Here is a 13,109-nt window from a genome sequence, read left to right on the forward strand (position 1 = left end):
CCGCCTAGCGCCGCGCCTTCGCGACGACCGCCTCGATCTCCGCCACCACCCGGTCAGTCGCGTTCCAATGCGGCATATGCCCGACGCCCGGGATCACGACCAGCTTCGATCCGCGGATCTGCCGGCGCAGGGCGCGCGAGTGGAGTTCGGGCGACACCACGTCGTCCTTGTCGGAGGTGATGATCGTCGTGGGCGCGCGGATCGCGCCATAGCGCGGCGCCTGACGGACGAGGAACGGCTTGAGATCGACAAGATCCTCGGCGTTCGCCTCAAATTCCGACGGACGGAGCAGCAGCTTGGCGTCCGTGCGCTCCAGATAGCCCGGCGGCGGCGCCTTCGGCCTGAAGGTCGAGGCGACGCCGTCTTCGAAGCGACGCTCGCCGATCGGGCGGACCAGCGTCGCGACGAAGATCGGACCGAGCAGAGGCGTCGCCGCGATCTCGTTGTACCAGGCCGCCCCGCCGGGATAGGGGTGCGTCGCCCCGGAGAGGACGACGAGGCCCGCCACATGACTGGGATGGTCGAGCGCGAGATTCGTCGCGAGCGCCCCAGACCAGGAGTGGCCGACCACGACGACCCTGCCGACGCCCAAGGCGTCGAGAGCCTGAGCGATGGCGTCGGCCTGGCGGGCGGGCGACGACATCTCGCGGCCGCCCAGCCGGTCGCTCCGCCCGTGTCCCGGACGATCGACCAGAATGACGCGATGGCGGACGGCGAGACGCCGGCCGATCGATTCCTGCAGATCCTTCAGATTGCCGCTCGCGCCGTGCAGGAGCAGCAGCGGCGGGCCTGAGCCGCCGCGCGACGGGCCGAGCGTGACGACGTTGAGCGCGCCGCCGGTCACGGCGATCCGGCGGGCGTGCGGCTTCGCGCCGGCCGCGGCCGGGCGCGCCTCGACGCCGCTGACGGCGGCCAGACACAGGCCGAGCGCCAGGGCGGCCGCGGCCGCGGCCGCCGCGACGGCTGCCGGGGGCATCAGATCGGCTGGCCTTCGACCTTGAGCGCGAGGTCGTCCACTTCGCGCTTCAGTCCCTTGATGGCGGGATAGATGTCGAGCGCGCGGCGATAGGCTGCGAGCGCCTTCGCCTTGAACCCCGAATCCTGCAGGATCCGTCCGAGGCCCATCCAGGCGCCGAAATGGCGCGGTTCGCGGATCAGCGTTTCGTGGATGTCGGCCATCGCCTCGTCGTAGTCCTTGGCCATGAACCGCAGCGTGGCGCGGCGGTTCCAGCCTTCGGCGTAGTCCGGCCGCAGGCCGATCGCCTCGTCCATCAGCTTGACGGCGACGTCGAGCTTCGTCTTTCGCTGCGCGTCGAGCGAGCGCGCGATCAGCAGATCGACGGTGTCGCTGCCCGAACGGCTCCACATCGCCTGAACGGCGGCCGCGATGCGCCGGGCGCTGTCGGGATTGTCGGTCTTGGCGAGCCGGGCGAGCAGTTCGTCGATCGCTTTGGCGTGACCGTCCGCCTGGGACAGGCCGGGCTTCGCCGCCTGCCCGTCCGGGGCCGGCGCGGGCTCGGAGACGAGGGGCTGCGCCGGGCCCGCTTCAGGCGGCGGCGGGCTTTGGGCGAACGCCGGCGCTCCGGCCAGCGTGACTACGAGGGCGATCGATAGTGCGCAACGGATCATGCGCAGAGCTTAGCGCCCGCGCGGCCACCGTCAAACGCTCCCGCGCAGATAAGCGACGGGACCAGACATCGATTGAGGCGGACTCAGCCCTGACGGGCCTTGTAGCGCTTCTGGGTCTTGTTGATGATGTAGACGCGGCCCTTGCGGCGCACGATGCGGTTGTCGCGGTGGCGATTGCGCAGCGACTTCAGCGAGTTGCGGATCTTCATCGGTCTCGTTCCCAAGACGCCGGCCGCAATCGCGGCGCCTCGCGTCGATCGTTCGAAAAGCTCTGGCGGATCCGCGCGAGCCGTCCAGGCCCGCGGCGACGCCGGTTCGCGCCGGGTTCTAGTCAAGACTCCGCCGTTTTGCAAGCTGGCCGAGGCGGCGAAACGCCCGTTCTTAGCCATCGTCCGAAATCAGGAGCCTGCGCCAGAACGCCGTCGCCGCTGCGATCGGCCGGCGGCGTCCCGCCGTCTCCCGGCAGGCGCGCGCCGCCTCGGCGATGCGCCCGGGCGCCTGAAGCAGGTCGACGAGCGTCTCGGTCCAGCGGTCCGGATCGTTCGGGGCGAGGAAGCCGTCCCGGCCGTGCCCCACGAAGCCGCGATAGGGCGGCAGGTCGGAATAGACGCCGACCGCGCCTGACGAGGCCGCGTCCAGGAACTTTATGATGGATTTGCCGGCGTTGTAGGGCGTGTCGAGCATCGGAGCCAGCGTGACGTGGCACGGCGTCTCGACCGCGTGGCGTTTGTAGTCGGCCCAGGAGGTCGGCGCCAGAATGTCGACCCGCGGATGCTCGCCGAGGCGCCCCACCGCGGCGCTCGCGGAAAACAGCTCGAGCCGCGCCTGGGGGCACGCGTCGAGGGCGGAAATCAGCGCCGGCGCGATCATTTCGAGATCGTCGGCGTGGCTGTTGGTCCCGTGATAACCGATGCGCAACGGCCCCCCTGCGGCGTGGTGATCGAGCCCCACGTCGCATCGGATCCGGGGCGGCTCAAGCAGCGCGGTCTTGGGCGACGCGTAGGCCCGCGCGAGATAGTCGGAGGTCACGACCACCCGGTCCGCCAGCGCCAGCATCGCGGGAAGGTCGAAGCGCGCGACGTCCGCCATCCGCCGGCGATAGGGCTGCGGCAGGCCGGGCGTGTCGATCGCGGCCAGGAAGTCGTCGTCCATGAGATAGACGATCGAGACGTCCGGCTTCGCCGCCGCAAGGTGCCGCAGCCAGCGCGACGTGGCGTAGCGGACGACGATCACGACGTCGCCCGGCGCAATCGTGGTCCCGCAGGCGAGACCTTTGATCTCCTCGTCGTCCGTGTCGACGAAGACGAGCTCTGCGTCGCCCGCTGCGACGAGCGACCTCATCGGCTCCGCGATATAGATCTCGTCGGTCGGCAGCGCCTCGGCCCGCACCACGACGACGCGCAAGGGCCGGGGCTTCGCGATCGGCGCGACCACGCCGGAGGGCAGCACCGCCGGCCGCGCCAGCGGGCGCCAGGCGGCGGCCTCGATCGTCTTGTCGTCCTGACCCTTGAAGCTCTGGCGGAACTGCCTGTCGGACGAGACGTAGGAGAACCCGGCCGGCGTGATCGCCAGCCCCGCGATCTCATCCTCGCCGAGCGCCAGCGGCTCGCGATCCGGCGGACGGCGGAGGAAGAAGCGCCATCCGTTCGGCGAGGACGCCATCTTGAGTGGCACCGTCTTCGGCCATTCCTCGCCCGAGGCGAGGACGACCGTCAGCCGCAGCCGCCTCTTCAGCGCCTTCTGGAATTGGGCGAACGCCGTGCGATCCGGGACGAAGACGGGCTCCCGCGCGACCAGCCGGTCGTTGACGAAAGCCTCGACGACGGCGAGCGGCCCGTCGCGCCACGGACCGTCCAGGCGCATGCCCGCGGAGTCCGATCCTCTGGTCGACGCAAGGGGAGACAGGCGGCCATTCACCCACAGCGCGGCGCGCGACGCATCGGCGCCCCCGAGGACGGCGCGGACGCGCCCGTCGACGTCCTGCTCGGGGGCGTCGGCGGTAAGCGTCAGGCCGTCGGAGACGAGGCGCCAGCGGTCCGACTCGACCGGGCCGGCATAGATCTCCCTCCCGTCGCCGTCGGCAAGCCACGCATGGACCGCGTCGAAGGGGGCGCCGAAGGTGACGTCGAAGGCGCCGGCGCCGTCAGGCGCCGCCGTCGCCAGACAACGCCCGGCGCGCCAGAACGCGACCGACGCGAAGGGTTGGTCGCCAAGCATGGCCCGCCCCCGCACCGCGAGCGCGCCGCTCCGTTCGAACGTCTCGCGGTGAAAGGACGCAAGCGGCATGGCCGGTCGCGCGGGCCAGGACCGCCCCCGCCACACGACCCGCTCGCCGAAGAGATTGACGAGGCCCTCCTCGGCGTCCGCCCGCAAGCTGAGCGGAAGCCGGGCGGGACGGTGATCGAGCGGAAGACGGCCTTCGAAATCCAGGCCTCCGTCAGAACGCGCCGTCAGCTGCAGGTCCAGAGCGGGAGTCCCGTCTATGAAGAGACTGAGCCGTTCGACGCCTTCGGTCCTGAAGAGACGACCCCGGACCGCGAGGACGTCGGCGTCACAGACGGCGCCCGCGCGCGGCTCCTCCCATTCGCCAAGGCTGAACTCCACGCTTTCGCTCCCGAAAGGCGACCCCGCCCCGTCGACCGATCCTGCTCGACTCTACCCCATGGGCCGCAATCGACTTCAAGCCCTTGCCATGATTTTCAGACATGGAGTAGCAAGACGTCGCCTGAATGCTCAGGCGCGCGATGACCGCTTTCGGCCGACTGCGGCGGCTCTTCGTCGGACCCGCCCTTATCCGGAGTTTTAGATGGAGTTCATCCGGCATCCGATCGACGGGGTGATCGAGCTGCGCCCGAAATATTTTGGCGACGCGCGCGGATACTTCGCCGAGACCTACCGGAAATCGGCCTGGGAGCAGGCGGGCGTCTTTCTGGAGTTCGTCCAGGAGAACAAGTCGCTGTCCCGCGCGGTCGGCACGATCCGCGGCCTTCATTTCCAGTTGCCGCCCTTCGCGCAGGACAAGCTGGTGTCCTGCGTCCGCGGCGCGATCTACGACGTCGCCGTCGACATCCGGAGGGCTTCGCGGACCTTCGGCCAGCATGTCGGGGTGACGCTGACCGCCGAGCGGGGCGAGCAGCTTCTTGTACCCGCCGGCTTCGCGCACGGCTTCTGCACGATCGAACCGGACACCGAGGTCGCCTACAAGGTGTCCTCCTATTATTCCGCCGAATGCGACCGCGGCGTGCTGTGGTCGGACCCTGCGATCGGCATCGCCTGGCCGGTCGAGCCGGACGCGGCGCAGCTGTCCGACAAGGACAGGCGCGCGCCGCTGCTCGCCGACGCGCCCGACCTGTTCTGACCCCTGCAGCGCCGAAGGTTTCCTCCCCCATGGCCGATCGTCTCGCCGACGCGCGCATCCTGGTGACCGGCGGCGCCGGCTTCATCGGCTCCGCCGTCGTCCGGCACCTCCTCGCCGACACCGGCGCCTTCGTCGTCAATGTCGACGCCCTGACCTATGCGGCGAACCTGAATTCGCTGCCGGGCGCGGAGGGCAACCCCCGCTACCGCTTCGAAAAGGCCGACATCCGCGACGCCGCGGCGATGCGCCGGCTGTTCGAGACCTACCAGCCGACCGGCGTGATGAACCTCGCCGCCGAAAGCCATGTCGACCGCTCGATCGACGGGCCCGGCGTGTTCGTGGAGACCAATGTGGTCGGCACATACACCGTGCTGCAGGAGGCGCTCCGGCATTTCCGCGCGCTGTCGCCGGAGGCGCAGAAACGCTTCCGGATGATGCACATCTCGACCGACGAGGTGTTCGGCACGCTGGGCGCGGACGGCTTCTTCACCGAGGAGACGCCTTACGCGCCGAACTCGCCCTACTCCGCCTCCAAGGCCTCGTCCGACCATCTCGTGCGCGCCTGGCGGGAGACCTACGGGCTGCCGACCATCGTCACCAACTGCTCCAACAATTACGGGCCGTATCATTTCCCGGAGAAGCTGATCCCGCTGATGATCCTGCGCGGGCTGTCCGGCGGCGAGCTGCCGGTCTACGGCGCCGGAGCGAACATCCGCGACTGGCTCTATGTCGAGGACCACGCAAGGGCGCTCGCCCTTGTCATGGAGCGCGGCGTTCCCGGCGAGAGCTACAATGTCGGCGGCTGGAACGAGCGGACCAACCTCGACGTCGTCCATGTCATCTGCGACCTGCTCGACCGGCTGGCGCCGCCGCTCGGCCACAGCCGGCGCGACCTCATCAAATTCGTGACCGACCGGCCGGGCCACGACATGCGCTACGCGATCGACGCCTCCAAGATCGAGCGAGAACTGGGCTGGCGGCCGGATGAGAGCTTCGAGAGCGGCATCGAGAAGACGGTCGCCTGGTATCTCGCGAACCGCGACTGGTGGGCGCCTCTGGTCGCCGGCGCGGATGGCGGCGCCCTTGCGCGGCGGGGCACGCTATGACGGTCATCCTCGTCACCGGCGGCTCCGGCCAGGTCGGCCACGAGCTCGTGGCGCGACACTGGCCTGCGGGCGTGGAGATCATCGCGCCGTCCCGGGCGGAACTCGATCTTACCGATCTCTCGGCGACGAAGGCCTTCCTCGCGGATCGTAAGGTCGACGCCGTGATCAATCCGGCCGCCTACACCGCCGTCGACAAGGCGGAGACGGAGGTCGCCGCGGCCTTCGAGACGAACGCGCTCGTTCCGGCCGTTCTCGCAGAGGCCACGCGCGACGCCGGCGTCCCGCTGATCCATGTGTCGACCGACTATGTCTTCGACGGAACCGGCTCGGAACCTTACGAGGTCGACGCGCCCGTTCGACCGCTCGGCGTCTACGGCGCGAGCAAGGCCGCCGGGGAATACGCCGTCACCCTCGGCAATCCGCGCTCAGCGGTCGTGCGCACCGCCTGGGTCGTGAGCGCGCGGCGGTCGAACTTCGTCAAGACCATGCTGCGCTACGGCCAGGAGCGCGACGTGATGAAGGTGGTGGCCGACCAGCGCGGCGCGCCGACCTTCGCCGCCGATCTCGCCGACGCGCTCGCGACCATCACGCTCAGGATGATGGCGGACAAGGGCGCCCCGACCGGCGTCTTCCACTTCTCGAACGATGGCGGCACGACCTGGCACGACTTCGCCGCCGCGATCTTCGATGTCGCCAAGGCGAAGGGCCTGAAGACGCCGAGGCTCGAACCGATCGGGACGACGGACTATCCGACGCCGGCCAGGCGGCCGGCGAATTCGCTGCTGTCGACCGCCAGGATCACGCGCGACTACGGCGTCCGGCCACGGCCGTGGCGCGACGGCCTCCCCCAGCTCATCGACGACATATTGAGGACCGCGGCATGAAGGGCATCATTCTCGCCGGCGGCTCGGGGACGCGGCTCTATCCGGCGACGCTCGCCGTCAACAAGCAGCTGCTGCCGATCTACGACAAGCCGATGATCTATTATCCGCTGTCGGTGCTCCTGCTCGCCGGCATCCGCGAGATCCTGCTGATCTCGTCGCCGGAGTACATCGAGAACTACCGCCGGCTGCTGGACGACGGATCGGCCTACGGCATCGAGCTGACCTACGCCGAGCAGCCGCGGCCGGAGGGTCTCGCCCAGGCCTTCATCATCGGGCGCGACTTCGTCGGCTCCGACAACGTGTCGCTCGTGCTCGGCGACAACATTTTCTTTTCGGCGAATCTCGGGGAGCAACTCAAGGAGGTCGCCGCCCGCCCCTCGGGCGCGACCGTGTTCGCCTATCACGTCGACCGGCCGGAGGCTTACGGCGTGGTCGAGATCGACGATCACGGCAAGGCGATCGACATCGTGGAGAAGCCGTCGGTGCCGCGCTCGAACTGGGCGGTGACGGGGCTCTATTTCTACGACAACGCCGTGCTCGACATCGCCGCCAACCTGCTGCCCTCGCCGCGCGGCGAGCTCGAGATCACCGACGTCAACAAGGTCTATCTCGAGCGCGGCGAGCTGTCGGTCGAGCGCCTCGGCCGCGGCTCCGCCTGGCTCGACACCGGCACGCATGACAGCCTGCTGGAGGCCGGCGAGTTCGTGCGCACCATCCAGCACCGGCAGGGGATGCAGATCGCCTGCCTGGAGGAGATCGCGTTCGCCGCCGGCTTCATCGACCTCGACCAGCTCGCCGCCCGCGGCAAGCTGTTCGCGAAGACCTCTTACGGCCAGTACATCATCCGACTCGCGGCCGCCGGCGGCACGCTGCTCTGACGGACGGCCGCGGGGCCGCCGGCGTATGGAGCGTAGGGGCGGCTGCCCCGGCGGAACGGCGCCGGCTTGAAGCGGGATGAAGGCGGGGGAGAGCGTTGGTACCACCACCTGGGCTCGAACCAGGGACCTCTAGATCCACAATCTAGCGCTCTAACCAACTGAGCTATGGCGGCACGCGGGGCCGCGTTTCGCGGCGCGGCGGAACCTAGGTGAAACCGATCCGCTGGGCAAGATCGAACAGCACGTCGAACGCCGGATATGACGACGCCCGGATCGCGTATGATCCGGGCGTCGAAACCTTCAGAGCGCGCCGGCCGCAGCCGGCGACCGTGCTCAGTTCGCCTGGGCGAAACGCATGCCCTTGGTGGCGAGCTGCTGCATCGGCTTGGTGCCGTCCGTCGCCGCCTTCTGGGCGAGCGCCGAGAGATCCTTCGCCTGGCCGGATATGACTTCATACTGCTGACGCGCGTAGGAGGTCTGGAGCTCGACCGCCTGGCTGACGGTCTTCGCGCCGATCAGCGCCTGCAGGAAGTCAAAATGCGCGTTGACGTTCGCGCGGGCGTACTCCACCGACTTGCGGCTGTAGTCCTTGTAGCCCTTGGTCGAGGTCGCATAGGCGTCCTCAAGCGCGTCGGTCGCCTCTTCGGCGGCGCTCTTGAACTTGGAGTAGCCGTCCTTCGCCTGCTGCACGGCCTTTTCGGCCATTTCGCGGACCGGCGCCGGCGTTTCGAAAGACGCGGTGCGCGCGCTCTCGAACACGTCGTTCACGGCTTCGTCAGACTTGGCGGCGGCGGCTTTGGCGTTCGTGTTGGTGGTGGCCATGATCGTCTTCCCTCTGCTTTGTGAGCGGCGGAAGTCGATTGGCAGGTCGTCACGCTCCGCCGGGCCGCGACGCCTGGACCACGATCGGGCGTTACGCGACAAAATGGGCCGCCTCGCCGTGGTTCATCTCTTGTGCAGTGCAACATAATGCTGCGCCGCAGTGCGATCAACCCCGGCAGCGGATAAATTTCAGCTCTTTGCGTCCGCCCCGCGTCCCGCCATCGCGCCCATCTCGCGGGCCTGTTTGCTCAAGGTCTCGACCTGCGATTTGGCGAACTCGGCCTGGATCGCCATCAGCTCCTCGAGCGACTTCGCGCGGACCAGACGCTGCGCATAGGTGAAGCTCGCGGTCATGTTTTGCTCGGCGAAGGCGACCGCGGCCCCGGCGACATGCCTGAAGTTGCCTTGCGCCGCGTCGGCCTGCGATTCGACAGCGTTGGAGGCCTTGTAAGCAGCTTCGACGAACCCTTCGAAAGCCTTGCGCGCCTGCTCGACGCTCTGGTCGGCGAAGTCGCGCATCTCGTTCGGGATCTCGTATTTGCCTGGAGCAGCCATGGCGATCGCGCCTCCCTGACGCTGTCGCGGCGCGGCGCGACCTCGGGTCGCGGGCCGACGGGAACGGCTTGGTTAGCAGCCGACCCGACCCCGCGCAAACCGCCATTCGACGAAGGCGGGAGCCCGGCGGTTAACCTTTAGCCGCGATCGACGGGGATGGTCGCCCAGGCTCGATGGACGGCAAACCGCCCCCCCGATATTTAAGGAACTGTTAATCCCGAGCAGATCTTGCGCGAAGGCTCGCGCCTGAAGGAATTCAATGCCATCGATCGAGCTCTTCGACACTCTGGCGTCCGACCCCCGAATCCGCGCGCTTGCGCGGTCGGAGACGCCGGCGCTGCTGGTGGACGGGCACGGCGACATCGTCTGGCGCAACGGCGCGGCCGAGAGCGTCCTCGGCGAGGATGTCGACGACAGCGCTCGAAGCACCTTGACGCGCATCGGCGTTTCCGGGGCGGAAGGGCTTGTTCGTCTCAGACTCGGAACAGGGCCGCGGCGGAAGGCGCTGACCTTCCGAAGCAGCCGCGGCCGCCTCGACGGCGAGCGCCGCGCGATGCTGCTGGAGGGAGTCGTCGCGCCAGGATCGGGGCCGGCGGACGAGCCGAGCGCCCGCGACGTCGCCAGCGAAGAGGGAGCGGCGCCCCAGCCCCCGCGCCCCGCGCCGCCTGCCGGCGAGCCGGACCACCTGTCGGCCCGGCCCTTCGCGCCGCCTCCGGAGCGCCCTGAGCCGTCGGACGGCTCGTCCGGTTCGCCGGCGTCCCCATCCGTGAGCGCGGACGAAGATCGCCCTCCGGACCCGCGGGAGCCCGTCGGGTTTGGTGAAGCCACGCCGCGCCCCGCGCCCTCGGCGGAGCTCGTCGCCGAGGCCGCCGACCGTCCGCCGGCCGGCCCGGCGGCGTTCGACGATTTGCGGTTCGTCTTCGAGATCGGCGCCGACGGACGGATCGCGTTTCTCTCGCCCGACCTCGCCGCGGCGGTCGGACCGAGCGCTGAACGGGCGCTCGGTCGCGCCTGGGCGGACGTCGCCTCCGAGCTCGGGCTCGATCCGGACGGCGCGGTCGCCGCGGCGCTCGCGAAGCGCGGCGGCTGGAGCGATCTCGCGATCGGCTGGCCGACGCCCGACGGCGGGCGGCTCGACCTCACTCTGTCCGCCCTGCCGATGTTCGACAACGGCCGCAGCTTTCTGGGCTTTCGCGGCCTCGGGCGCGCAAAGGAGCCCGCGCGTGCGGGCTCGCTTGCGCCGGATGCCGCCTCGTCGGCCGAGGCGAGCCTGGTCGAAACGCCCCCGGCGGAGGCGGCCGAGGAGGCGCCGCCCGGCCTGGACGGCGGCGGCGAGGCGATCGACGTCGCGACGTCGCGCGACGTCGATCGGGACATCGAGACGGACTCGCCGCCCTTAGAGACGGCGGCGGCCCTACGCCCGTCGGCGCTGGACGAGGAGACGCGGAAGACGGACGCGTTCGAATCGCCGCTTTCCGGCGACCTGGCGCAGGAGGACGACGCTGCTCCCGAAACCTCGCGGCGGCCGGAGCGCGTCGAGCGGCCGTTCGTCCAGGACCGGCCGGCGTCGGAGCCGTTCAAAGGGAATGTCGTGCCGCTTCGCGAGCCCGCGCCCGGCCGCCCGGCCTCGCCTATGCTGTCGACAAGCGAGGAGAGCGCCTTCGACGAGATCGCGCGGCGTTTGCGCGGCCTGGGCGTCCGCACGGCGAGCACGCTCGAGGGGCTGATCCAGGACTACCCCGAGACCGCCGAGATTTCGCCCGTTCCGCGAGGCGACGCGGACTGGACGATCGACGACGTCGAGGGGCGTGCGCCGACCGCCTCCCGGGTCGACGACCTGATGAGGCTGCTCGACCGGCTGCCGCTCGGGGTCATCGTGCTGTGCGCCGGACAGATCGTCTACGCCAACCGCGCCGCGCTCGAAATGACCGGCGACGCCGAACTTTCCGCTCTCGCCGATCGCGGCGCGGACACGCTGTTCGCAGAACCGCTGCCTCGCGACGACGCCGCCCCCGCGACGGTGCGCCTCGTCGCCGGGGACGGCGTGGAGGTCGAGGTGCAGGCGAGGCTCGCCGCGATGCCCTGGCTGGGCGCGCCCGCGACGCTCGTCACCCTGAGGCGCGCCGACGGCGCGCTGGCGGAGGCGAGGGACGCGCTGAGGCGCGAACGCGAGATCACCGAAATTCTCGACACCGCGACCGATGGGGTCCTCATTCTCGACGGCGCCGGCCGCATCCTGTCCGTCAACCGAAGCGCCGAGGCCCTGTTCGGGTTCGAGCAGCGCGACGCGATCGGCGCGCTCTTCACGCTGTCGCTGGCGCCTGAGAGCCGGAGCGCCGCCTTCGATTATCTCGACAGCCTGAAATCCAACGGCGTGGCCTCGCTGATGAATGACGGGCGCGAGGTGTTGGGCCTCACCCGGCATGGGGGAGCGATCCCGCTGTCGATGACGCTCGGCCGGGTCGGTCCGCCGGAGAACGGCCGGTACTGCGCCGTGCTGCGCGACGTCACTTCATGGAAGAAAGCCGAGGAAGAGCTGCTCGCCGCCAAGCGCCAGGCGGAGCGGGCGAACGCCCAAAAGTCCGAGTTCCTCGCCCGGGTCAGTCACGAGATCCGCACGCCGCTCAACGCGATCATCGGCTTCGCCGAGGTCATGATGGAGGAGCGGTTCGGCCCGGTCGGCAGCGAGCGCTACAGGGACTATCTGCGCGACATCCACGCCTCGGGCGGACATCTCGTCGATCTTGTGAACGACCTGCTTGACCTGGCCAGGATCGAGTCCGGGCGGCTGAAACTCGATCCCGTCGCCGTCGATCTCAACGAGATCGTCGCCCAGGCCGCGGCGCTGCTGCAGCCGCAGGCGAACCGCGACCACGTCATCATCCGCACCTCGCTCGCTCGCAATTTGCCGCCGGTGCTGGCCGACCGCCGCTCCGTGCGGCAGATCCTGACCAATCTCGTCTCCAACGCGGTCAAGTTCAGCCGGCCGGGCGGCCAGGTGATCGTCGCCACCGCCTACACCGATCTCGGCCAAGCGGTGGCGCGGGTCCGGGACGCCGGCGCCGGGATGTCGCGCCGCGACCTCGCCCGGGCGCTCGAGCCCTTCCGCGCCCAGCCGCCATCGCCGGGCTCGGCCGGCGCCGGGGGCGTCGGGCTGCCGCTCACCAAGGCGCTGGCGGAGGCGAACGAGGCGACGCTCACGATCGATAGCCAAATCGGCGAAGGCACGCTGGTCGAGGTCGTCTTCCCGTCGAACCGGGTGCTGGCGGGCTGATCTCGGGCGCCGCCCCGACATGTCGCGCGTCCAGCGCCGATCAGGGACCGCCTTGCCCGCACGGAGCAGGCCTCCCATTTGCTTGCTGAGAGCGCTTCGCCCCGACGCGGATTGACTCCGGCCTCCGCGTCGAGATATCCAATTTGCGAGTAAGCGCAGTAGTTTAGAGCACTTCCAAACTGCTGCTCCGGACCTATCGAGACCTCGACCGGACCGCCATGATCGTCTGTTCCTGCAACGTGCTGAGCGACAAGCAGATCCGCACCGCAGCCGCCGAGGGCGGCGCGGCGCCGCGGACGCCCGGGCAGGTGCACCGTTGCCTTGGCTGCAGCCCGCAATGCGGGCGCTGCGCGCGCACGATCCGGGCGTTGCTGGCCGACATTCAGGGCCTGACGCCCTCCGAGCCCGCCGCGTGCGGGGCATGCCCCGCGGCCTGCCCCTCCGTCACGCACGGGACGGGGACCGTCATCGACATTGTCGACGACGTGGTCGAGGTCGCCACGCTCGATCGGCCCCACGCCCGCTGAAAAGCGGCTCCTGCCGCCAATCCCCGCTCATCAGCCGGCAAATGCGGCCTTGCGGCGGCGTCCGAGCTTGTTTAGA

Annotated in this window: 12 protein-coding genes and 1 tRNA gene; 6 read left to right on the forward strand and 7 right to left on the reverse strand. The window is 69.7% G+C overall.

Features of this window, described 5'->3' with window-relative positions:
- Positions 1 to 4: 4 nt before the first annotated feature.
- The 4 genes from ACO2RJ_RS16400 to ACO2RJ_RS16415 all read right to left on the reverse strand — a co-directional run bounded on the left by ACO2RJ_RS16400 (position 5) and on the right by ACO2RJ_RS16415 (position 4,233).
- Positions 5 to 976 carry an alpha/beta fold hydrolase gene (locus ACO2RJ_RS16400; protein ID WP_423269198.1) on the reverse strand — a complete coding sequence of 324 codons (972 nt, stop codon included), beginning with the start codon at positions 974 to 976 and terminating at the stop codon, positions 5 to 7.
- The gene (locus tag ACO2RJ_RS16405) at positions 976 to 1,629 is read right to left on the reverse strand and encodes a tetratricopeptide repeat protein (RefSeq protein ID WP_423269199.1); all 654 of its coding nucleotides are present in this window, start codon (positions 1,627 to 1,629) and stop codon (positions 976 to 978) included. The genes ACO2RJ_RS16400 and ACO2RJ_RS16405 overlap by 1 nt, the downstream gene beginning before the upstream one ends.
- A gap of 83 nt (positions 1,630 to 1,712) precedes the next feature.
- Positions 1,713 to 1,838 (reverse strand): type B 50S ribosomal protein L36, encoded by a 126-nt coding sequence (gene ykgO / locus ACO2RJ_RS16410; RefSeq protein WP_020186918.1) that lies wholly within the window; start codon positions 1,836 to 1,838, stop codon positions 1,713 to 1,715.
- Between the two features lie 172 nt (positions 1,839 to 2,010).
- Complete coding sequence (locus ACO2RJ_RS16415; RefSeq protein WP_423269200.1) at positions 2,011 to 4,233, reverse strand: hypothetical protein; 2,223 nt, start codon at positions 4,231 to 4,233, stop codon at positions 2,011 to 2,013.
- Positions 4,234 to 4,435: 202 nt separating this feature from the next.
- Here ACO2RJ_RS16415 and rfbC point away from each other — a divergent pair, with 202 nt between their 5' ends.
- From rfbC to rfbA, 4 genes are read left to right on the forward strand one after another with little or no spacing between them, the layout of a single operon-like run.
- Positions 4,436 to 4,987: a dTDP-4-dehydrorhamnose 3,5-epimerase gene (gene rfbC, locus ACO2RJ_RS16420; protein ID WP_423269201.1), complete on the forward strand. Its 552-nt coding sequence runs from the start codon at positions 4,436 to 4,438 to the stop codon at positions 4,985 to 4,987.
- Between the two features lie 29 nt (positions 4,988 to 5,016).
- The gene (rfbB, locus tag ACO2RJ_RS16425; RefSeq protein ID WP_423269202.1) at positions 5,017 to 6,093 is read left to right on the forward strand and encodes a dTDP-glucose 4,6-dehydratase; all 1,077 of its coding nucleotides are present in this window, start codon (positions 5,017 to 5,019) and stop codon (positions 6,091 to 6,093) included.
- Positions 6,090 to 6,977 carry a dTDP-4-dehydrorhamnose reductase gene (gene rfbD / locus ACO2RJ_RS16430; protein WP_423269203.1) on the forward strand — a complete coding sequence of 296 codons (888 nt, stop codon included), beginning with the start codon at positions 6,090 to 6,092 and terminating at the stop codon, positions 6,975 to 6,977. The genes rfbB and rfbD overlap by 4 nt, the downstream gene beginning before the upstream one ends.
- Positions 6,974 to 7,855 carry a glucose-1-phosphate thymidylyltransferase RfbA gene (gene rfbA / locus ACO2RJ_RS16435; RefSeq protein ID WP_423269204.1) on the forward strand — a complete coding sequence of 294 codons (882 nt, stop codon included), beginning with the start codon at positions 6,974 to 6,976 and terminating at the stop codon, positions 7,853 to 7,855. The genes rfbD and rfbA overlap by 4 nt, the downstream gene beginning before the upstream one ends.
- Positions 7,856 to 7,951: 96 nt before the next feature.
- On the opposite strand, the gene ACO2RJ_RS16440 is transcribed toward rfbA, so the two are convergent.
- The 3 genes from ACO2RJ_RS16440 to ACO2RJ_RS16450 all read right to left on the reverse strand — a co-directional run bounded on the left by ACO2RJ_RS16440 (position 7,952) and on the right by ACO2RJ_RS16450 (position 9,232).
- A tRNA-His gene (locus ACO2RJ_RS16440) sits at positions 7,952 to 8,028 on the reverse strand.
- A 160-nt stretch (positions 8,029 to 8,188) separates the two neighbouring features.
- Positions 8,189 to 8,677 (reverse strand): phasin, encoded by a 489-nt coding sequence (locus tag ACO2RJ_RS16445; RefSeq protein ID WP_423269205.1) that lies wholly within the window; start codon positions 8,675 to 8,677, stop codon positions 8,189 to 8,191.
- 189 nt (positions 8,678 to 8,866) lie between these two features.
- Entirely contained in the window at positions 8,867 to 9,232 is a 366-nt protein-coding gene (locus ACO2RJ_RS16450; RefSeq protein ID WP_423269206.1) for a phasin, read from the reverse strand.
- A 259-nt stretch (positions 9,233 to 9,491) separates the two neighbouring features.
- On the opposite strand from ACO2RJ_RS16450, the gene ACO2RJ_RS16455 reads away from it, so the two are divergent.
- Both ACO2RJ_RS16455 and ACO2RJ_RS16460 read left to right on the forward strand, forming a co-directional pair.
- Positions 9,492 to 12,506: a PAS domain-containing sensor histidine kinase gene (locus ACO2RJ_RS16455; protein WP_423269207.1), complete on the forward strand. Its 3,015-nt coding sequence runs from the start codon at positions 9,492 to 9,494 to the stop codon at positions 12,504 to 12,506.
- A gap of 218 nt (positions 12,507 to 12,724) precedes the next feature.
- On the forward strand, positions 12,725 to 13,033 hold the full coding sequence (locus ACO2RJ_RS16460) for a (2Fe-2S)-binding protein (protein ID WP_423269208.1): 309 nt from the start codon (positions 12,725 to 12,727) through the stop codon (positions 13,031 to 13,033).
- Positions 13,034 to 13,109 lie beyond the last annotated feature (76 nt).

The organism is Hansschlegelia sp. KR7-227 (assembly GCF_049446035.1).
Classification (GTDB): Bacteria; Pseudomonadota; Alphaproteobacteria; order Rhizobiales; family Methylopilaceae; genus Methylopila.